Origin of the sequence: Flavobacterium sp. WG21 (assembly GCF_000335775.1) — a bacterium.
Taxonomy (GTDB): domain Bacteria; phylum Bacteroidota; class Bacteroidia; order Flavobacteriales; family Flavobacteriaceae; genus Flavobacterium; species Flavobacterium tructae.
Map to the genome: position 1 here is coordinate 56,593 of NZ_AMYW01000019.1, position 20,433 is coordinate 77,025.

Here is a 20,433-nt window from a genome sequence, read left to right on the forward strand (position 1 = left end):
GCCACAAGTAAAAAAGTCTTGAGGTTGCGGGATCAACCGCAAAGCTGACATAGTGTTTTTTTGCTCGTAAAGACGCAGAGACGCAAAGTTTAATTTTCTGGCACTTAACATCTTGTTGAGATTATTTATCCTGTAGCACACTGCCACAAGTAAAAAGACCTTGAAAATGATATTGAAAACTTCGTCAGACTGAGCGAAGTCGAAGCCCCCCCAAAAAAAAGTGGTCCTGCATACAAAAAATCGACTTCGCTTTGCCTGACGTGTCAGACTGAGCGAAGCCGAAGTCCCACAAAGCAAGAAAAAAGTCTTTTGAGGAATTTTACTTCGTACAAAAGACTTTAAGGAAACTAACTAATACAAAACTGCTAAAATCAAATCAACACTAAGCTTTTGATTTTTGCTTTTTCTTTCTGCCCCACCAGATGTAAAATCCGGTAATTGGCAAACTGGCGCAGATTAAACTGCCGATGAAATAAATTATTTTGGTCGACAATCCTCCTATTGCACCAATATGAAGGCTGTAATTGGATCGCATCAACCAATCTGAAAAACGTTCATTACCAATGTATTTTTCTGATTTTGGAAGTAATTCAAGCGTTTTGGAGTCAAAATACAGATCTCTCCAAATGCCTTTGTACATGTCCGTACAGGCGTAAAAATCTTCTTTCGGATCATCGGGAAAATGAATGATAACCGCTTCTTTGTTTTCTTTGGCAATTTCTGTCCGAACCTTTTTCCAAATAAAATCGACAGCAGTCAGTTTGTCTAATTGCTCTTTGGACAAGGGCTCTTTTTTAACCGAAACTGTCTGCTCTTTTGCCTCTGCCCATCCTCCACTAATCCAGTAAGTACTTTCCCTTAGCCAATGAAAACTCATTAACAATCCGGTAAAAGAAATCAACAATGCCAAAATGAGCACATAAAAACCCATTACATTGTGCAAATCATAATTGAGGCGTTTGAACTTAGCCTCCCACTTTATTTTAAAACTGCTGTTAACGGTTGTTTTGTTCCACTTTTTCGGAAACCACAATAGTAGTCCGCTAATCAATAAAAAGAAGAAAATAAAGGTTGCCCAGGCGGTTATCTGTGCTCCAATATCCCGCTCTAGCCAAAGATTCCGATGTCCCTCATCGATTATGTGAAAGAAATCTTCATGATCAACCATCCCGGTAATTTTACCGTTATAGGGGTTTACATAAATCAACGAATCCGATTCGATATCGACTTTAACTGATTTGTCTAAACCATTATACCAGAAACCATGAATTTCTTTGTTGGGCAGTACTTTTTGAACTGCTGCATAAATTTGAGAAGGGGGTAATAAGTGCTCAGGACTTTGAGCCTCGACATTGAGCCAGGGAGAGGTAAACTCTTTGATTTCTTGTTCAAAAACCAAAATACAACCTGTAATTGCCATGATAAATACAATTATTCCGGAAGCGAGTCCCAGCCATAAGTGCAGCCAGGCATTGATTTTACTAAAGCGTGATTTTCCTTTATTGGGCGGTTTACCTGTGCGGTTTTTAATAATATTCATTAAAATAGTAATTTGAAACTAAGACAAAATTTATAAATAAAACGGCTTGAGGATTTTTAGTAATCCTCAAGCCGCTTAAAACTGTAGTAATTTAATAGGTAAGTTTACCAATTGAAGGCAAATAAAGACCTTCTTTAATAAGTGCACCCGCTTTTGCAGTACCGGTTGCAATATCAATTTGGTACACACGAGCCTGATCGCCTGTTACAAAACTTTTGTATGCTTTTCCGTTCTCAACAAACATACTTCCCAACCCGAAGAATTCATCTCCGCCATGATCCGGTAATCCTGTAACTGCTAAGATTGTTTTGGCAGATAAATCCAATATAGCCGATTTGAAAATTGTTTTTGTGTTAAGGAAGCTGTACACAGAATTGGCTGCATCAACTTCGGTAGGGATATAGGAGATGAAAACTTTCTCTCCTCCTAAAGGATAAGCGGCAAGAACTTTACCTTTTAACGTACTTGACTGAAGATCGAAAAAGTAACCTGGATCAAACTTAGCATCACCTTTTCTAACACGTAAAACTCCTGATGAAACACCCGTAACCGGATAACCTCCTGCACGTGCATTAGAGGAGAACGTATAAATATCCCCTGATTCTGTCTGAACAATTCCGGTATTGGTATAATAAAGACCAATTGCAGTTGTTCTGGCATCTTTTATGGTGCTTACATATTCTAAAGAAGGATATTTGTACACTCTCATAGTTGCATCAGATGATAGTACTTTATTGGTTCCGTCGCTTACATCTTTGGTATAAACCGGAACAAAAAGTTTATCTCCTGAAACTGCCGCTCCTGTTGGCCAGTATAATATTTTTTTATTGGCCGGATTCACACTAAAATCATTGAACTTACGGGCATCGATAGAAACGGTAGCAGGGTTGTAAATCATCAATTCGTAATCAGATGAACTACCGTCCCAGGTAGCGCCAATATTGATCAGTTTTTTATCATCTGTATAACCTACAGCATAAGATGACTCGAAAGAAATCTTATCTCCCGCTCCCAGTTTTCCGGAATTGTTCAGACGAAACGATACCGACCCTTCGTCTTCTGTACTTAAGGCAAAAAATGTATTGTTCACAGGAAAACAACTTCCTCCCTGCTCAATTCCAACTCCTTTTGCACTAATTTCTCCGGTCATTAACTGATCAGTAGAATTAAAATCTAATATATACTGCGTATAATCGGCCAGCCAATAAGATGCTACATATTTAGTTCCGTTTACAGTTGGTGTTTCATCTTTAGAGGAATCATCACTGCTGCATGAAAAGATAGAGCATGACAGAAAAGCCAATGCAAAGCATTTTGCGAATTTGTTTACAAACATGATTATTATTATTATTTAGGATTATTATTTAAATTACTGTAGAAAGTATCTGAACTTCACTGAAAAAGCGCGCCCCGGTTTTTGAACCTTAAAATAGTCGTACACCTTTATATCGGTAATATTTCTACACTCGAAAGCCAAATTGTATTTGCCGTTTAAAAAAGAATAGGCAACCATAGCATTCTGAGTAAATTGTTCCGGAATAGCTTTTTTGGTTTCCAGACTTCCCAGTACCGGCCAGGTCAGATAAAAAGCATCTATATAATTGGCGCTTACATTTAAAGAAAGTCTATCGTCCTGATGTCTGATGTTTTTAAAGTTAAAAGTCAGATCAGCGTTTCCGTAGAAGATTGGAACGTTAGGCAATTGTGCGTCATACAAGGCATCAGGACTGGTTGTTCCTGCTTTATATTTGTTTTTGTTAAGGCTCTTTTGATACGTTCCGTTTACTTCAAAATTTATTAAGTCTTTGTACCCGTATCTAAAAACACCGTCAATACCTGTTATTTGCACGTTTTGAAGATTTTCAAAAACCGTTTTGTCTCCCTCCTGCTTTTCTCTGATAAAATCTTTTGCTTCTCTGTAAATGATACTCGTCTCAACATTAAAATGATTTTTGCTGTTCTGAGTATTAAAAGCCATACCCAGATTTGCGTTATCACTACTCTCAGGTCTTAATCCAATATTGCTGTTTACAGTAAGTCCGTCACCCAGCATTTCTGTAGCAGAAGGCAAACGATACGCATGCTCATAAGAACCTTTAATTTGAAATTTATCTGTCAAATGGTATGCAGAAGTAGCGCCATAACCATAATTTGTTGATGAAGAAGATTGCGTTATGTTATGGGCGATCATTTGAGTTGCTAAATCAAACATTTTACCAAAACCTGAAATAGCCAGTCGATTATCGAGACCGCTAAAATTATAACTTAGACCCAGAATATTTTTATCAATAGTAGGTTCTCCCAGTTGTACAACTTTTAAATACTCGTTTGTTTCTTTACGTTTGTAGCCCAAATAAGAGTAATTTACCGCTAGTGAATGCTGCTCATTTAACTGGTATTTTAAGTTTGTTGTCACCTGTGCATTAGCCTCGTCGTAAACGTATATGGTTTTGTTTCCCAATTCGCCTTTATCATTGGCTCCTGCAAATTGTCTGTATATATAATTCCCTGTCCAGTCATACACTCGCGAAGAAGTATCTATCGAGCGGTTGTTTACTAAAGCATAAGTGGAGTTAATACTTAAAGACAATCCTTTAGTAAAAAGATCACTTTTTTTGAATTTCAAAGAGGTAATAAAACTTTGACTATCTGTAAAAGCCTGCCCTACTACTTTTTGCATTGTTCTTCCCTGCTGAATTTCTTTTTTATTGCCTGCAACGGCAAAACCAACAAGCAGATAATCGGCAAAACTCTTGTTTTTAAATCCTGCTTCTGCCATTATAGTTCCTGATTTATAGGCATCATGGAAATGCTTGTATTTTTGTTCCGGTAAAAACTTCGAGGTATTTTTATCCACCACACTTACATCTACCTTATAATCATTGTCGGCATAATTTGCAAAAGCGTTAATATTGGCAATAAAACCATCACGACCGGAGAATCTCGTATTTATTGCTGCTCTGTGAGTGTTAAACGATCCGTAACTATAAGAAGCATCGATATAACGGTTTACATTTTTATTGGTTACAATATTAACAGCTCCCCCAAGTGCATCCGCTCCTAACTCAATAGGAACAACACCTTTGTACACATCTATTCTCTCAGCCATGTTTACCGGAATATTATTCAGCGTGAGAGCTGAACCATAACTGTCCATAGGTACACCGTCCAAAAAGAATTTAACCTGATTTCCGGAGAATCCATTCAGTGAAAAATTAAAAGCCGATCCTAATCCTCCATATTCCCGAATGCGGACTCCTGTGGTTTTATTCAACACCTGATTTAAATCGGCAGACGTATTGTAGGTTTTCTTTAAATCTATGGCTGTAATATTATACGCCTGTTCTCGTACTCTTTGAACTTTGGACTTTCCCGTTACTGCAACTTCGTTTAAAGCTGCCATATCTTCTTCCATCGTAATATTCTGAGCAGGCTTTCCTCCCAGCTTTAGAAAAATTGCCGTTTCTGTGGTTTTATAACCCACATGTGTAACCAGCAAAACATAATTTCCCGGCTTGGCACTAATTTTATACTCCCCTTTATTATTCGTCAGTGTACTGTACTCTGTTCCTTTTAAAGCTACCGAAACTCCTTCGGCAGTTTTCCCAAGATGATTAACAATAACTCCTGTTAAATTTACTTTGTCCTTTTGTGAATACCCTTGAAGTGAAATAAAAAAAATGGCGATCAAGAGCATTAATCTACTTATTTGCATCTAATAAATTTTGGTTTGAAAATTAAATTAGCAACAAAATTAGGCTCTCAAAAGGTTTTTTCCAAGTTATTTTTAATTATTCTAAATAAGAATAGTAATTAACTTTTAAACAAAAGAAAACATAACAAACAGGTCAATCCTTAAAGAATAATTAAATTTTACTTAATCTTTCCTTAAGAAATCATGAGGCGAAAATTAAAAAATCCAGACTGACCGCTCTTCAAATTTTCAAAAAAGGGCAAAAAAAAGCCCGATTAGCATCTAATCGGGCTTTAAAAATTTAGACTATCGAATTAAAAATCCAATTCAGAAAGGGTCTCTTTTATCTCTTCGATAATTATTTTGATATCATTTTCAGTAGTGCGCCAATTGACAAAAGACGCTCTGATTCCTTTTCGGTTTTGATAAACCGTTGGCGTCATAAACACCTTTCCTGTGTCATTTAAATGCGTCAAAAACGTACTTACATTCTCCTGATTATAGTCTCCTTTTAATGTGAAACAAACGTTATTTAGTCGGATTGGAGCCAACAGTTCGAAGTTCTCGTCTTCGATAAGGGCGTTTGCAAAATGCAGTGCCAATGCCGTACTTTTCTCTATGATGTCTTTAAATCCTTCTTTTCCGTAGGCCAGTAAAGAGAACCAAACCGGTAAAGCTCTTAATCGGCGTGAATTTTCAGGCAATACGTTCAGGTAGTTAAAATTCTCCAGAGGATTCCCTAAATAAGGTGCATTAGAATTTTGGAACGTCTCGATTTGCAATCCAACATGTTCTTTTTTAATTAAATAAAAAGCACTTTCATAAGGTACGTTTAACCATTTGTGACAATCAATTGTAATACTGTCCGCACCTTCCCAGCCTTCTGTAAGGTGTTTGAATTTTTCAGAAACTGCTGCAAAACCACCAAAAGCGGCATCAATATGCCACCAGAAATTGTATTTTTCTCTAAGTTTTGCAATAGCCGCAAAATCATCAAAATCGGCTGTATTAACAGTTCCTGCACTCGAAATCAGGATAAACGGCTCTCCGTTTAAATTTTCTATATTCTTCTGAAGATCGTCGATATCAATAGCTTCTCTATTACCTTCTGCGGTTTTAAGTACCGTATAATTATTACTTCCAATCCCCAGCATCGATAATGTTTTTATGGATGACGAATGAGGTGTTGCAGTTAAGATAGGTATGGACCCGGAAACTCCGTTTTTAGCAAAATCTTTTCCTGACTGGGCACCAATCCATTGTCTTGCCACCCCTAAACAGGTGAAATTTGACATGGTCGCTCCAGTCACAAATCCCCCTAAAAAAGATTCGGGAAGCCCTAATAACTGTCGCAATAAATGAATGGTCTCAAACTCGATTAGGGCCGAAGTCCCTCCCTGCGCTTTTACCGCCTGGGTATTCTGATCGTAAATTGTAGACAACCAGTCTCCTACAATTGAAGCTGGCGTTGATCCTCCGGTTACAAAACCTAAATACCTTGGCCCCGGAGAAGCTACCATCAATGGTGCCAGTCTCTCCTTAAATTCTTCCAAAGCTCCTAATGATCCTAACCCTGTCTCGTTTAGTACTCGAGTTGGATCAATTGTGTTTTTACTGGAAGTTGGAACGTTTTCAAGATTGTCCAAAAACGATAATCCGTGCTGTTTTGCTTTTTCTAGAATGTTTTCAAGATCATTCAGATCATTTTGAAGTATTGAATTCATTGTAAACTACTTTTTTTTTGCCTGGCTGTAAGACTTCCTTACTGCTAAAAAATTAGCACACGGATTTTACAGGTTAAGCAGATTAACGCTGATTTTAGTATTAGATTTATTTGCTTTGGAAGACTAAAGCTACCACTTCGTTTTTTCGGAAAACCTCGAGACCACCATCGAACAAATGAGATCGCCATTGACATTTAGCAAAGTCGCTATCGGGTCGACGAGAGTTCCTAAAATCATAGCAACCGGTAGGGCTTGTTCCATTGGCAGTCCGTAAACTGTGATGGCCAGAACTTCTCCGATATAACCTCCATTTGGAATTCCTCCTTCTACAATTGAAACGATTACAGTAATTCCGAGCGCTAAAAGTATGGTCGAAGGTGCCGTGAAATCTTTTCCAAACATGGCAAAAAGAACGGTTATTTTAAGGATAGAAGACATACTCGAACCGTCTTTATGCAAGGGCGCTCCAAGCGGAATGACCAAATTGCGAACGTGCTTAGGAATATTCATCTTCTCAGCGGCTTCCAGATTCGCAGGGATGGTGGCAATACTGCTGCAGGTTCCAACCGCCGTTAAAGCCGGCGTAATGTTATTGCTCCAAAATACCACAAAAGCTCTTTTCCCTCCGGCCACTAAGGCGTACAAACTGAAAAACACAAAGAAATAAAATATACAGGCCGCATAATAAACCCCTAAAGGCTTGGCATAAACACCAAACAATTGCGGACCAAAAACTCCAACCTGATAGGCAAAATAAGCCCCCAAACCAATTGGAGCCAATTTCATAATGAGGTTCAAAAGCTGCTTCATGACTTCGTTACCTGAATCCAGAAAACTTCTGAAAGCGATTCCTTTTTCTCCGGATTGCAGACTCGCAAAACCAATTAAAAAAGAAAAGATAATAAGCGCCAGCATGCTTTTTCGGGACAGTAATTCAAAGAAATCATTTACGGTAACCAACTGTGCTATTTGCTCACCAATACTTCCTGATTGGATGTTTTCTATCGGGACTTTAGATAATATAATATTCTGATGGATTGGAAAAAGATATACTGCCAAAATCATTACAATTGCCGAAATTAAAATGGTGCTTAAAAAAACCAGAACCATGATTACAAACAGTTTTCCCAATTTCTCTGTTCTTTCCAGACTGGCGATTGAAGACGCAATGGTAAAGAAAATTAAAGGGATAATAGCCGTAAAGAGCAGGTTGAGGAAAATATCTCCCAATGGTTTTATGACCTCAACTTTTTCTTTGAAAACTAATCCTAAAATACTTCCAAGCAGGATTCCTCCCAAAAGCAATAGAATACTGCTGTAACTTTTTAGAAAATCGATCTTTTTAATCTCCATAATTTTAACGGATTACATTCAGAAATAGCAACATAAAATAAAGTCAATTAAATTACTCAAAAAAGGAGTACTAAAATTAACTGCAAAAAATTTTAATTCCAGAGAGTCAAATTACTCCGGAATCTATGAAAATATGAAAAAAATACGGTGAAGAGATCAGGAGATCAACGTTTCCCTAATACCAAAGTAGTAAAAGCTCTGTCTACCAACTCCCCCATTTTACTTTTTACTTTTTCAGTCAGCGTTTCTTTATGCACGACTTGGAAAGCTGTTTTTTCAATCAAACTTTCCGCTTTTTCGGTACTGTAAAGATTGAATTCGAACTGAGTAAAAGGAAGCTGTTTCATAAAACTTTCTTCGGAAAAGGTGATGCAAAAAGTACCCTCCGGTTTTAAAACTCTGTAAATTTCTGAGAGTAACTTCTCCGGTTCCTGCCAAAAATAAATGGTGTTTACCGTGAATATTTTATCAAAAGAGGCTTCTTCAAATGGAATATCGGTTCCGTTATAAAGAGAAAAGTGGGCCTGTTTTTTAGCTACAAAAGCGACATTAATTTGTTTTGCTTCCTGACACATTAACTCCGACATTTCAAGTCCGTAGTAAGTCAGATCCTCCGCTTGCTCTAGTACATACTCTAAATGTCCGGCATTTCCGTGACCTAATTCTAAAATTGTATTTCCCGATTTTACGTGGAGATTTTGAACGGAATGGCGCGTCATATTGATATTGGTTTCATGCATCATATTCGCCATTTCAATTCCTTTTTCTCCTGTAGGATGCTTTAGCTGAGAGGCTATTGCCTGTAATTCTTCTTTTTTCATCATCTTTAAAATAAATTCAAAATTAGTCCTAAAAAGTAATTATCGGTAAAATTTTGTCATTTCGACTCTCCCTTCAGTCGAAATGACAAACTATATGCTTAAACTCTTAAAAAATCTGACTTGCAATCTGGCGGATATTCTCTGATTTCCCCATTGAATAATAATGTAAAACAGGAACTCCGGCAGCTTTTAATTCTAATGATTGCTGAATGGCCCACTCGATTCCGACTTGCTTGATTTCGGCATTGTTTTTACATTTATCTACAGCATCAATTAAATCCTCCGGCAAATCGATTCTGAAAATCTGTGGTAAAATCTGTAAATGTCGTTGAACCGCAATTGGCTTGATTCCCGGAATAATCGGAATTGTGATACCAATTTCTCTTGCTTTTTCTACAAAGGCAAAATATTTAGCATTATCAAAAAACATTTGGGTCACCACATAATCGGCTCCCGCATCTACTTTCTCTTTCAGTCTTTTTAAATCAGATTGTAAAGAAGGAGATTCCAAATGTTTTTCCGGATAACCCGCAACACCTATACAAAAATCGGCTTTATTATCAGCATCCATTAATTCATGAAGGTATTTTCCGCTGTTTAAGTCGTTGATCTGACGTACCAAATCAATAGCGTAACTATTCCCACCGGCTTTTGGCACAAAAGATTGTTCGTCTTTCATAGCGTCACCCCGAAGTGCCATTACATTATTGATTCCTAAATACTGACAATCTACCAGCATGTATTCGGTTTCTTCCTGCGTAAATCCTCCGCAAAGCAAATGTGGCACCGTATCAACATTGTATTTATGTTTTATAGAAGCACAAATCCCAAGCGTTCCCGGACGCATACGCGTTAGCTTTTTATCTAACAGTCCGTTTCCTTTATCAATATAGATATATTCTTCACGCGAAGTGGTGACATCAATAAATGGCGGTTTAAATTCCATCAACGGATCAATATTATCATACAATTCCTGAATGCTCTTCCCTTTTTGAGGCGGAATAAGTTCAAACGAGAATAATGTATTTCCTTTCGCGTTTTCTATATGTTCTGTTACTTTCATTTTTTAATTATGAGTTATGAATTATGAGTTTTGAAAAAATGGTGTAAAAAATCTGAATCAAAAAACATAAATCAAATATTGGTTGTTTCAAGTTTCAGGTTTCAGGTTGCCGTAGAAAACCTGAAACTTGAAACCTGAAACTTTTAGTTAATCTGCTATATTAGGGTTCAACCATTTCATGGCATAGTCGGTTGAAACATTGCGTCGTTTGGCATAGTCGACTACCTGATCCTCTTTTATTTTCCCAAGTCCGAAATATTTACTTTCCGGATTTCCAAAATAATATCCTGAAACGGATGAAGCCGGCCACATCGCCATGCTTTCAGTTAATGTTACGCCTATTTCTTTTTCTACATTTAAAAGTTTCCAGATTGTTGGTTTCTCCAAATGGTCAGGACATGCCGGGTAACCCGGAGCAGGACGGATTCCTTTATACTCTTCAGAAATCATTTCTTCGTTAGTCAAACTCTCATCTGATGAATATCCCCAGATTTCTTTACGTATTTTTTCATGAAGGTATTCAGCGAAAGCCTCGGCAAAACGATCCGCTAATGCTTTCACCATAATCGAATTGTAATCGTCCAGATCTTTTTCAAATTCAGCTGCCCATTCATCAACACCAAAGCCGGTTGTTACACAAAATGCTCCCATATAATCCACTTTCCCGCTTTCTTTCGGAGCGATAAAATCGGCTAATGCAATATTGGGTGCGCCTTTTGTTTTTTGCGATTGCTGGCGTAAAGTCAAAAATGTCTGTAACGGTTTTCCGTTTTCATCTGTCAATTCGATATCATCATCGTTGATCTGATTGGCCGGAAATATTCCGTAAATCCCTTTTGCAGATAGTTTTTTCTCTGCTAAAATTACTTTCAGCATCGCCTGCGCATCTGCAAAAACAGAAGTCGCCTCTTTCCCTACAACCTCATCTGTTAAAATTGCCGGATATTTACCAAACAATTCCCAGGTTCTGAAAAACGGTGTCCAGTCAATATACGGAACCAAAACGTCTAATTCTACTTCAACAATTTGTTCACCAATGATATTTGGCTTCACCGGATTGAAATTTTCCCAATCCAATTGTAATTTGTTTTTACGCGCGTCTTCAATACTTAAGAAATTCTTATCTCTCGAACGATTCAAAAATGTTTCTCTAAAAGAATCGTACTCTGCACGAATATCGCTTGCATATATTTTACGGTTATGATCTAACAGATTTCCGGCAACAGTAACAGCTCTCGAAGCATCGTTTACGTGAATAACCGTTTCTCTGTATTGCGGTGCAATTTTCACGGCTGTATGCGCCCTTGAAGTGGTTGCTCCACCAATCATAATCGGAATTTTAATTCCTTGTTTGTCTAATTCTTTAGCCAAATACACCATTTCGTCAAGCGAAGGCGTAATCAATCCGCTTAGGCCAATGATATCTACATTGTGTTCTATCGCAGCAGCAATAATCTTCTCCGGAGGCACCATAACACCAAGATCTACAATCTCGTAATTGTTACAGGCCAAAACCACCGAAACAATGTTTTTACCAATATCGTGAACGTCTCCTTTTACAGTAGCCATCAGGATTTTTCCGTTTCCTTGCTTGTCTCCGGCCTGTTTACTGGCTTCGATATAAGGCAATAAATAGGCTACGGCTTTTTTCATTACACGTGCCGATTTTACTACCTGTGGAAGGAACATTTTTCCGCTTCCGAACAAATCTCCTACGACATTCATTCCGGTCATCAAATTGATTTCGATAACTTCAATGGGTTTTGTAGCAGCCAAACGTGCTTCTTCTACATCTTCCTCAATAAAAGCATCCACTCCTTTAACCAGTGAGTGCGTAATACGTTCCTGAACGGTTCCCAAACGCCATTCCTGAACCGCTTTTTCATCGGATTTTACTTCTCCTTTTACGTTCTCGGCAAAATCTAAAAGTCGTTCCGTTGCATCGTCACGTCTGTCCAGAATCACATCTTCAACATGTTCCAGTAAATCTTTTGGGATGTCATCGTAAATCGAAAGCATTTCCGGATTTACGATTCCCATAGTCATTCCATTCTTGATCGCATGGTACAAAAATACCGAGTGCATCGCTTCACGAACGGTATCATTTCCTCTAAAAGAAAACGAAACGTTACTTACCCCACCACTAATATGTGCATGTGGCAAATTATCACGAACCCATTTTGTTCCTCTGAAGAAATCCAGAGCATTCAAACGATGTTCTTCCATTCCGGTCGCAACCGGGAAAATATTCAAATCAAAAATGATATCCTGAGGCGGAAAATCAACTTTGTTGACTAATATATCATAGGAACGCTGACAAATTTCCACTCTTCGGTCGTAGTTATCAGCCTGACCTACTTCATCAAAAGCCATAATAATGGCTGCTGCTCCATAACGTTTAATTAATTTGGCGTGATGGATAAAGGCTTCTTCTCCTTCTTTTAATGAAATCGAGTTTACAACACTTTTTCCCTGTACTACTTTAAGACCCGCTTCAATGATTTCCCATTTCGAGCTGTCGATCATAATAGGCACTCTCGAGATGTCCGGTTCTGATGCAATTAAATTCAAAAATTTAGTCATTGCCTGAACGCCATCAAGCATTCCCTCATCCATATTAATATCGATGATTTGCGCCCCTCCTTCTACCTGTTGCCTTGCAATATCAAGTGCCTCGTCATATTTCTCTTCCTTGATTAAACGCAGGAATTTTCTTGAACCGGTAACGTTTGTACGTTCTCCAACGTTAACAAAAACACTGGTAGGTGTAATAATTAACGGTTCTAATCCTGATAATACAAGGTCTCTTCTATTTTCTGTCATTTTCTTTAAGTTACTGAGAGTCTAAGATGCTTAGAGTCTAAGTTTTTTATTCTATTTTCTTTTCTGCAAGGTTTTTAAAAACTTGTAGGTATATTCGTTTGTTACCGATATGTTGTTCCTAACGGAACATTTACTTCCATTTTGATTTTTCTATGTATTTGCAGGTTACACCTGCATTATATATATAATATTTAGCTTTTACAAAGCCAGCTTTAATAAGCGAAAGTGAATCCGGTTTTAATTCTTCTTCCAAGACTATATAGTTTTCTTCTGGATTATTTAAGTCATATTTTACCTTGTAAAACTTATTAACAAGATCATAATCTCTACTTAAAACCGCGGACAAAATTTTTCGATCTGAATAGAAATAATACTTTAAATAATCTCTTTTCCCTTCATGTTCAATTCTAGTTGTAAATCCAATAGTTTCTCCTTTAAAAGTCTTTCCATACTTTTCAGATTCATCAGCATTTTTACGACTAAAAAGAATCATTAGCATTATTGCTATTATAAAACCAGCTGCTGCCCAATAATTTACTTTCGCATCATTTCTTTCACCCATAATGATTAAGTCAAGACAGGCGCCACTCTGGGCTTATAATCCTTCGCCACCTCAGCGATTAATCGAATATGATCCGGAGTTGTTCCGCAACAGCCTCCAATAATATTGATTAAGTTATCGTCTAAATATTCTTTAATTAAGGCTTGAGTCTGTTCCGGAGTTTCATCGTATTGTCCGAAAGCATTTGGCAATCCTGCATTTGGATGTGCCGAAACATTAAACTGTGTATGCTGCGATAATGTTTTCAGGTATGGTTTTAGCAAATCAGCTCCTAAAGCACAATTGAATCCTACACTTAATAACGGAATATGTGATACTGAAATCAAGAATGCTTCAACCGTCTGTCCTGAAAGTGTTCTTCCTGAAGCATCTGTAATCGTTCCTGAAACCATGATTGGAATATCCAGATTGCGTTCTTCTTTGACCTCTTCGATAGCAAAAAGTGCTGCTTTTGCATTTAAGGTGTCGAAAATCGTTTCTACTAATAATAAATCACATCCACCATCCATTAAGGCTTCAGCTTGTTGTTTGTAGGCAATTCGCAAATCATCAAACGTTACAGCTCTGTACCCCGGGTCGTTTACGTCCGGTGACATACTTGCCGTACGGTTTGTAGGTCCGATAGAACCCGCTACGAAACGTGGTTTATCCGGATTTTTAGCGGTGAATTCATCCGCTACTTCACGGGCAATTTTCGCCGATTCATAGTTCAGTTCATAAACCAAATCTTCCAGGAAATAGTCGGCCATACCGATCGTAGTTCCTGAAAAAGTATTGGTTTCTACGATGTCTGCACCAGCTTCAAAATAAGCAGCGTGAACATCGCGGATTGCTTGTGGTTGTGTTATGGATAGTAAATCGTTGTTTCCTTTTAACGGATGCGGAAAATCTTTGAAACGCTCTCCTCTAAAGTCTTCTTCCGAGAAATTATAGCGCTGCAACATCGTTCCCATTGCTCCGTCAAGGATTAGGATATTTTTTTTATTGCTTCCTGAATTGTTATTGACATATCTTTATTCTTTTAGCCACTAAGACACTGAGGTTCTGAGCTGCTAAGTTTTTTATTAATTCTATTTTCACTTTAAATCCAACAGTTTAAAAAAAGCTGTCAGATCTAAAAAGTTTGTAACAAAAAGCGGGAAAGATTAAGCACAAAAAAATGCGTTAATGATTCGCTCATGATACTGAATTCAGTAAAATAATATTGTAAGGTTGTCAGGAAAAGTTTGAGAAATACGTGTAATGTATTTGTGTTATCTATCTTGAATACAAAGATGTTGTATTAAGTAGAATGTAGCACCTTCTTTATGATAAAGGGTTGCTAAGGTTTCATTGGGTCTTTCCCTCCGCCTTTCGTGATAACTTTCAATAATTTTAAGAACAGTGCAAAGTAAAGACATAGTCTCAACAATTGCAAGTGTTTTTTAAAGTTTCTGAGATGCTAAGGTTCTGAGGTTCTAAGTTTCTTTTTTTAAGAGGCTAAGAAGCTGAGATGCTAAGTTTGAAATTACTTTGTGCTTTTCTACTATTTTACCAAATGTCTTTAAGCTCCAACGGAGCAACATTGCCATTCTGGTTTTTAATTATATGCCGCCCCGTTGGGGCTTTTTTACAAACACCATCAATTCAATAAATATGTCATCCCTACGGGATTTAACAAAAAGTTTAAAATAGTTTAGCTCCAGAGGAGCATAATATTTATAACAAAACTATCTCCATACACATGAAAGCTCCAGCGGAGCGGCATTGTATTTCCCTTGCCGACATTATATACCGCCCCGCTGGGGCTTTTTATTCAAACACCGTTAATTCTATAAATATGGAATCCCGCTGGGATTAAAAAAAACTCAAGCTAAAAGTTTGGACTTTCTATATAAAAATCTTAGCGGCTTAGTACCTTAGAACCTCAGCACCTCAAAATATATGGCATCTCTACGGGATTTAACAAAAAAAGCCCAAACTAAAAGTTTGAGCTTTCTCTATATAAAAATCTTAGAACCGTAGTACCTCAGTACCTCAGCCCCTTAGAATTAAACTATCGCCTTAACAACTGCTTTTGGAGCTTCTTTACGAGTTCCGTCGAAACCATCTACACCTGAAACAGTAGTATATTTCAAAACGTATTTTTTACCCGGATTGATGATTTGATAAGCTGCCTGACACATTAAAGTAGCTTCGTGGAATCCACAAAGAATCAGTTTTAATTTTCCAGGATACGTGTTTACGTCTCCAATAGCGAAGATTCCCGGAATATTAGTTTGGTAATCTAATGCATTATTTACTTTAATGGCATTTTTCTCGATTTCTAATCCCCAGTCTCCGATTGGTCCTAATTTAGGTGTTAATCCGAAAAGCGGAATAAAATAGTCTGTTTCGATTTTACGGTGTGCTCCGTTTTCTTCGATATCTAATGATTCAACGTGCTCAGCACCATTGATTCCGATCACTTCTGCCGGTGTGATTAATTTAATTTTTCCGGCTGTCTTCAATTCCTGTACTTTTTCTACAGAATCTAAAGCTCCTCTAAATTCATTTCTACGGTGAATTAAAGTAACTTCTGAAGCTACATTCGCTAAAAAGATACTCCAGTCTAGGGCTGAATCTCCTCCTCCGGCGATTACAACTTTTTTGTTTCTGAATTTCTCCGGATTTTTAATGAAGTATTTAACTCCTTTATCCTCATAAAACTCGATATCTTCAATAAGTGGTTTACGTGGCTCAAAACTTCCCAAACCTCCTGCAATAGCGATAACCGGTGCGTGAAATTTAGTTCCCTTATTTGAAGTTACAATAAAACTTCCGTCTTCTTGTTTCTCAATCGTTTCTGCACGCTCTCCTAACGTAAAACCAGGCTCAAATTGTTTGATTTGCTCCATCAGTCCGTCGATTAAATCTCCTGCCAATACTTCAGGGAATCCAGGAATATCATAAATAGGTTTTTTGGGATACAATTCCGAAAGTTGCCCTCCCGCTTGTGGTAAAGCATCTAAAATATGACATTTTAATTTTAATAATCCTGCCTCGAAAACGGCAAATAATCCTGTTGGGCCTGCTCCAATTATAAGTATATCTGTTTTAATCATTATGTTGTTGTTTATAATCATTCTTAATAATGCAAAGGAACGAATAATTTATTCTAATTTCAATGATTTTTGTCATTGATTTCCTTGCGGAATTTTTTACTCTTTATTTTTTATTGAAGCGGTTATTTCGTTCGTCCATCGGGTTAAAACCCGACGCTACAATATGAACCGTTCTTTAGGAACTATTACTATTCCTTATTTTTCAATGAAGCTGTGATCTCGTTCATTCTTTTCACTTTCTCTTCAAAATTACCTTTTAATGTCTTTCGATATTCATTGAGGTTTTCGACCATTTTATTTATATCCTCCGGAATTACCTCTTCAAAAAACTCGCGAAGTCTTTTGGCTGTTGTTGGCGATTTTCCGTTGGTCGAAATGGCAATTTTCACATTGCCTTTGGTTACAATTCCACCTAAATAATAATCACATAAATCCGGTGTGTCTGCAATATTGCAAATCAAGTAACGCTTTCGGGATAATTCGTATACCTTTTTATTGACTTTTAAATCATCGGTACAGGCAATTACCATGTGGCGTTTTTTGAGCATTTTCTTTTTGAACTTCGATTTTGTCAATTTAATCGAAGGATGTTTCTCGGCCAAAACCTTTATTTCTAAATGAAAATTTGGCGCTACCACCTCAACATTTGCATTAGGGCTCGACTTTAATAAAAAAGAGAGCTTTTCTAATCCTACATTTCCTCCGCCAACAATAAGAACATTTAGATTGTGAAGCTTCAGGAATACTGGATATAATTCGTTTTGTTCCATTTTAATTCAATTTCATCCAATCAAAATTAGATGATTTTTTGCTTTCATCAGGTTAAAAACCCAATTTTATACCAAGGCATTTTACGGACTGAAAATCAAGATTATGTAAAGAATCATTTTTACTGCACTTTATCTCACCATTTCTTTGGAAAGAAATTCTTCGTAAAATCCTTTTAGTTTATTGCTTTCGCGAACAACTTCTCCAAGAACAATAATTGCCGGCGAACTCAGTTTCTTTTCTTTTACAATTTCCAGAATTGAATTTACGGTTCCTACACCTACTTTTTCATCGGGCATTGTTCCATTTTGAATGATCGCAACGGGCAAATTTCCTTTGTTTTCTTTTTGAAACAAATCAATAATCTGAGGCAATTTGTGCATCCCCATCAAAATTACAACTGTTGCGGATGACTGTGCAGCCAAAGCAACGTCTGAAGATAATTTCCTATCAGAAGTTGTACCTGTAATGGCCCAAAAACTTTCGGAGACACCTCTTTTGGTGATTGATATGCCTTGGCTTGCCGGAACTGCCACTACCGAAGATATTCCGGGAACCACGAACGTCTCGATTCCAAAACTTTCGATGAATTCAATTTCTTCACTTCCACGTCCAAAAATAAACGGATCACCACCTTTTAAGCGGACTACATTTCCGTAGGTCAAAGCATTATCCACAATCAATTGATTGATCTGATCCTGCGTGTAAGCATGATTGCCTATTTTTTTTCCAACAAAAATCCGAATCGCATTTTTAGGAGCGTGTGCTAATATCTCTTCATTGGCCAATGCATCGTACAAAACCACATTCGCTCCAGCAAGTGCTTTTACAGCTTTCAGCGTAAGCAAATCCGGATCGCCGGGACCCGCACCAACTAAAGTTACTTTTGGTTTGATATTAAGCATTTTCTAATTGTTGAGCTCTATATTTTTCTATCGTATCAAAAAATGCAATTCCTTCCTGAATGTATTGTTTCGCAAATGCTTCTGAAGGTTGTATTGCATTGATTTGATACACTAATTCTCTAAATGATGTTGCCAGTTCAATTTTACCGGTTGCAATAAAAACAGTGTCAAACAAATCAACGATTCCTGCATGATTGTTTGTTTTTTCGTTCTCAGAAAGCAATAAAGCTTTTGCACCATTTACAAATCCGGCGTAAGCATGGTAAATAGCATCCGACCATTTATTTTCGTCGAAAGATTCCTGTGCGTATGTTAATTTGTCTTTGGCTTCTAACAATAACGTCGCCACCAAATCAATTACCACTCCGGCACATTCTCCTACTCCAACTGCTTTTACATAATTATCTGCATTACCCCAATCTACGAAATCAGCTTCTGTTAAATTGGTTACATCAGCGTAAGGTTTTAAGATTTCATAGAAATACTTCTCTCCTTTTGAATCATAATAATCCAAAAACTTTTGTCCGCTTCCATTGGCATCAAAATCATTTAAGATCGTACGCAACGCATCCGGACCTCTACGACTAGGTACTTTAATTACTTTATCGGCAAAACGACCTGCTCCGTTTCCTAATCTTCCTCCGCCTAACAAAACCTGTAAAGCCGGAGCTACCAATTTTCCGGAATTGATTGACATTCCCTGAAATCCAATTGCCGACATATTATGTTGTCCACAAGCATTCATACAACCACTAATTTTGATTTCAATTTCACGATTGTTCAAATATTGAGGATATTCAGCATTTAATACTTTTTCTAATTCTTCTGCAATTCCGGTACTACTTGCAATCCCCAAATTGCAAGTATCTGTACCCGGACAAGCTGTAATATCTGCCGTTGAATTATATCCTAAATGAACAAAGTTCAGTTTAGCCAATTCCTGATAGAAGAAAGGTAAATTCGCTTCTTTCACATGACGTATTACAATATTCTGACGCAATGAAAAACGAAGTTCATTTGCGGCGTAATTTTTAATTAAATCGGCTAATAATCGGGCTTTATCAGTGTAAAAATCTCCCAATAAAACTTTGATTCCAATAGCGTAATAACCTTCCTGCTTTTGAGCAATTACATTTGATTTTTTCCAGGCTTCGTATGCTGCCTGATCTTCAATGGTAACTTGTGGCACTTCTAATAACGGTTCCGGAATTGGTCCGTCAAAAGCTGTGGTGTCAATTTCGTAGGTTTCAAAAGCGATTGCTTTTTTCTCTTTTTCAACCAAATCAAGGAAAACATCTCTTCCCATTTCTTTGATCAGGAATTTCATACGAGCTTTCATTCTCTTAGCACGTTCACCGTATCGATCAAAAATACGAACGATTCCTTCTGCTGTTGGAATAATCTGATTTGCCGGAACGAATTCTGAAAGTAATTCGGCATGAGCAGGCTGAGAACCTAAGCCTCCACCAAACATAATTTTGAAACCACGCTCACCATTTACAATTTTAGGAATAAATCCTAAGTCATGTAAATAACTCAAAGCGGTATCTTCATCAGAGGACGAGAACGAAATTTTGAATTTACGTCCCATTTCCTGACAGATAGGATTTCTTAAAAGATATTGAAATAGGGCATGTGCATAAGGCGAAACGTCAAACGGTTCGTTTACATCCACACCTGCCAATTCGCTTCCTGTAATGTTTCGAACAGTGTTACCACAAGCTTCACGCAAGGTAACATCGTCTTTAGCCAGATTTGCCCAAAGCTCCGGAGTTCTGTCCAGACTTACATAGTGAATCTGAATGTCCTGACGTGTTGTAATGTGCAAACGCCCTGTAGAATATTCATCAGAAACTTTTGTAATACGGATCAATTGTTCGCTGGTCACTTTACCATAAGGCAGTTTAATACGAATCATCTGAACACCTTCCTGGCGTTGTCCATAGATTCCACGTGCTAAACGAAGACTACGAAAACGCTCATCATCAATTTTTCCTCCACGGAACAAATGAATCTTTTTTTCTAACTCGATAATCTCTTTCTGAACTACCGGATTTTCTATTTCTGTTCTAAAACTTTCCATTTTTATTTCGCTTT

14 protein-coding genes and 1 riboswitch are annotated in these 20,433 nt (G+C 37.4%); all 14 genes read right to left on the reverse strand.

Annotated features, from left to right (window positions below; genetic code table 11):
* Positions 1-382: 382 nt before the first annotated feature.
* On the reverse strand, positions 383-1,540 hold the full coding sequence (locus C245_RS0114205; protein ID WP_017497270.1) for a PepSY domain-containing protein: 1,158 nt from the start codon (positions 1,538-1,540) through the stop codon (positions 383-385).
* Positions 1,541-1,631: 91 nt separating this feature from the next.
* Positions 1,632-2,876: a DUF4374 domain-containing protein gene (locus C245_RS0114210; protein WP_017497271.1), complete on the reverse strand. Its 1,245-nt coding sequence runs from the start codon at positions 2,874-2,876 to the stop codon at positions 1,632-1,634.
* 33 nt (positions 2,877-2,909) lie between these two features.
* On the reverse strand, positions 2,910-5,255 hold the full coding sequence (locus C245_RS0114215) for a TonB-dependent receptor plug domain-containing protein (protein WP_026110064.1): 2,346 nt from the start codon (positions 5,253-5,255) through the stop codon (positions 2,910-2,912).
* Positions 5,256-5,548: 293 nt separating this feature from the next.
* Positions 5,549-6,958: a pyridoxal-dependent decarboxylase gene (locus tag C245_RS0114220; RefSeq protein ID WP_017497273.1), complete on the reverse strand. Its 1,410-nt coding sequence runs from the start codon at positions 6,956-6,958 to the stop codon at positions 5,549-5,551.
* 129 nt (positions 6,959-7,087) lie between these two features.
* The gene (locus tag C245_RS0114225; protein ID WP_017497274.1) at positions 7,088-8,311 is read right to left on the reverse strand and encodes a dicarboxylate/amino acid:cation symporter; all 1,224 of its coding nucleotides are present in this window, start codon (positions 8,309-8,311) and stop codon (positions 7,088-7,090) included.
* Between the two features lie 164 nt (positions 8,312-8,475).
* Positions 8,476-9,135 carry a class I SAM-dependent methyltransferase gene (locus C245_RS0114230; RefSeq protein WP_232424366.1) on the reverse strand — a complete coding sequence of 220 codons (660 nt, stop codon included), beginning with the start codon at positions 9,133-9,135 and terminating at the stop codon, positions 8,476-8,478.
* A gap of 103 nt (positions 9,136-9,238) precedes the next feature.
* The gene (metF, locus tag C245_RS0114235) at positions 9,239-10,195 is read right to left on the reverse strand and encodes a methylenetetrahydrofolate reductase [NAD(P)H] (RefSeq protein WP_017497276.1); all 957 of its coding nucleotides are present in this window, start codon (positions 10,193-10,195) and stop codon (positions 9,239-9,241) included.
* A gap of 147 nt (positions 10,196-10,342) precedes the next feature.
* Positions 10,343-13,018: a methionine synthase gene (gene metH / locus C245_RS0114240; RefSeq protein ID WP_017497277.1), complete on the reverse strand. Its 2,676-nt coding sequence runs from the start codon at positions 13,016-13,018 to the stop codon at positions 10,343-10,345.
* Between the two features lie 130 nt (positions 13,019-13,148).
* Positions 13,149-13,580, reverse strand: a complete 432-nt coding sequence (locus C245_RS0114245; protein WP_017497278.1) for a hypothetical protein — start codon at positions 13,578-13,580, stop codon at positions 13,149-13,151.
* Positions 13,581-13,585: 5 nt separating this feature from the next.
* Positions 13,586-14,533 (reverse strand): homocysteine S-methyltransferase family protein, encoded by a 948-nt coding sequence (locus C245_RS0114250; protein WP_017497279.1) that lies wholly within the window; start codon positions 14,531-14,533, stop codon positions 13,586-13,588.
* Positions 14,534-14,830: 297 nt separating this feature from the next.
* Positions 14,831-14,945: riboswitch (SAM riboswitch) on the reverse strand.
* Between the two features lie 665 nt (positions 14,946-15,610).
* The gene (locus C245_RS0114255; protein WP_017497280.1) at positions 15,611-16,663 is read right to left on the reverse strand and encodes an NAD(P)/FAD-dependent oxidoreductase; all 1,053 of its coding nucleotides are present in this window, start codon (positions 16,661-16,663) and stop codon (positions 15,611-15,613) included.
* Positions 16,664-16,851: 188 nt separating this feature from the next.
* Complete coding sequence (locus C245_RS0114260; RefSeq protein WP_017497281.1) at positions 16,852-17,433, reverse strand: bifunctional precorrin-2 dehydrogenase/sirohydrochlorin ferrochelatase; 582 nt, start codon at positions 17,431-17,433, stop codon at positions 16,852-16,854.
* A 129-nt stretch (positions 17,434-17,562) separates the two neighbouring features.
* Entirely contained in the window at positions 17,563-18,336 is a 774-nt protein-coding gene (cobA, locus tag C245_RS0114265; RefSeq protein ID WP_017497282.1) for a uroporphyrinogen-III C-methyltransferase, read from the reverse strand.
* Positions 18,329-20,419, reverse strand: a complete 2,091-nt coding sequence (locus C245_RS0114270) for a HEPN domain-containing protein (RefSeq protein WP_017497283.1) — start codon at positions 20,417-20,419, stop codon at positions 18,329-18,331. Before C245_RS0114270 ends, cobA begins: the two co-directional genes overlap by 8 nt.
* Positions 20,420-20,433: the final 14 nt, after the last annotated feature.

Bases quoted from the DNA above. Each gene is read 5' to 3' on its own strand.
- C245_RS0114205 (WP_017497270.1), bottom strand. From the start codon at position 1,540: ATGAATATTATTAAAAACCGCACAGGTAAACCGCCCAATAAAGGAAAA.
- C245_RS0114210 (WP_017497271.1), bottom strand. From the start codon at position 2,876: ATGTTTGTAAACAAATTCGCAAAATGCTTTGCATTGGCTTTTCTGTCA.
- C245_RS0114215 (WP_026110064.1), bottom strand. From the start codon at position 5,255: ATGCAAATAAGTAGATTAATGCTCTTGATCGCCATTTTTTTTATTTCA.
- C245_RS0114220 (WP_017497273.1), bottom strand. From the start codon at position 6,958: ATGAATTCAATACTTCAAAATGATCTGAATGATCTTGAAAACATTCTA.
- C245_RS0114225 (WP_017497274.1), bottom strand. From the start codon at position 8,311: ATGGAGATTAAAAAGATCGATTTTCTAAAAAGTTACAGCAGTATTCTA.
- C245_RS0114230 (WP_232424366.1), bottom strand. From the start codon at position 9,135: ATGATGAAAAAAGAAGAATTACAGGCAATAGCCTCTCAGCTAAAGCAT.
- metF (WP_017497276.1), bottom strand. From the start codon at position 10,195: ATGAAAGTAACAGAACATATAGAAAACGCGAAAGGAAATACATTATTC.
- metH (WP_017497277.1), bottom strand. From the start codon at position 13,018: ATGACAGAAAATAGAAGAGACCTTGTATTATCAGGATTAGAACCGTTA.
- C245_RS0114245 (WP_017497278.1), bottom strand. From the start codon at position 13,580: ATGGGTGAAAGAAATGATGCGAAAGTAAATTATTGGGCAGCAGCTGGT.
- C245_RS0114250 (WP_017497279.1), bottom strand. From the start codon at position 14,533: ATGGGAACGATGTTGCAGCGCTATAATTTCTCGGAAGAAGACTTTAGA.
- C245_RS0114255 (WP_017497280.1), bottom strand. From the start codon at position 16,663: ATGATTAAAACAGATATACTTATAATTGGAGCAGGCCCAACAGGATTA.
- C245_RS0114260 (WP_017497281.1), bottom strand. From the start codon at position 17,433: ATGGAACAAAACGAATTATATCCAGTATTCCTGAAGCTTCACAATCTA.
- cobA (WP_017497282.1), bottom strand. From the start codon at position 18,336: ATGCTTAATATCAAACCAAAAGTAACTTTAGTTGGTGCGGGTCCCGGC.
- C245_RS0114270 (WP_017497283.1), bottom strand. From the start codon at position 20,419: ATGGAAAGTTTTAGAACAGAAATAGAAAATCCGGTAGTTCAGAAAGAG.